This window comes from Acidovorax sp. HMWF018, assembly GCF_003061035.1.
GTDB classification, from domain to species: Bacteria; Pseudomonadota; Gammaproteobacteria; order Burkholderiales; family Burkholderiaceae_C; genus Acidovorax; species Acidovorax delafieldii.
The window spans coordinates 11,191-11,506 of sequence record NZ_QAIM01000474.1 but is presented as its reverse complement, the minus strand read 5'-3'; the positions used below and the strand labels follow the sequence as shown (position 1 = coordinate 11,506).

Genomic DNA, 316 nt, shown 5'->3' with positions numbered 1-316 from the left:
GGTCGAAGTCACCCGCCACGAAGGCGACCGCCTGCAGTACCGCCCGCCACGCCTGCTGTTTGACGCCACCACCGGCCAGTGGCTGGACCAGGCCGACGCCACCGGCCCCGCCGTCAAGACCTATGGCGTGCTGTATGGCCTGCACATGGCACGGTTTGCCGATGTGGGCCTGCGCTGGGCGCTGTTTGGCTTTGGCGTGCTGGGCAGCCTGATGATCGCCACCGGCTTGGTGCTGTGGTCGGTCAAGCGCAGCGCCAAGTCGCAGACGCAGGCCAGCCGCAAAGGGATCGCCGCCAATAAAGACAACATGGCGGGC

1 protein-coding gene is annotated in these 316 nt (G+C 67.4%); it reads left to right on the top strand.

All coding sequences use genetic code 11. The features are described 5' to 3' along the window. Positions 1–316 (top strand): PepSY-associated TM helix domain-containing protein (locus tag DBR23_RS31275; protein ID WP_233250605.1); only part of this gene is annotated, 316 nt, incomplete at both ends.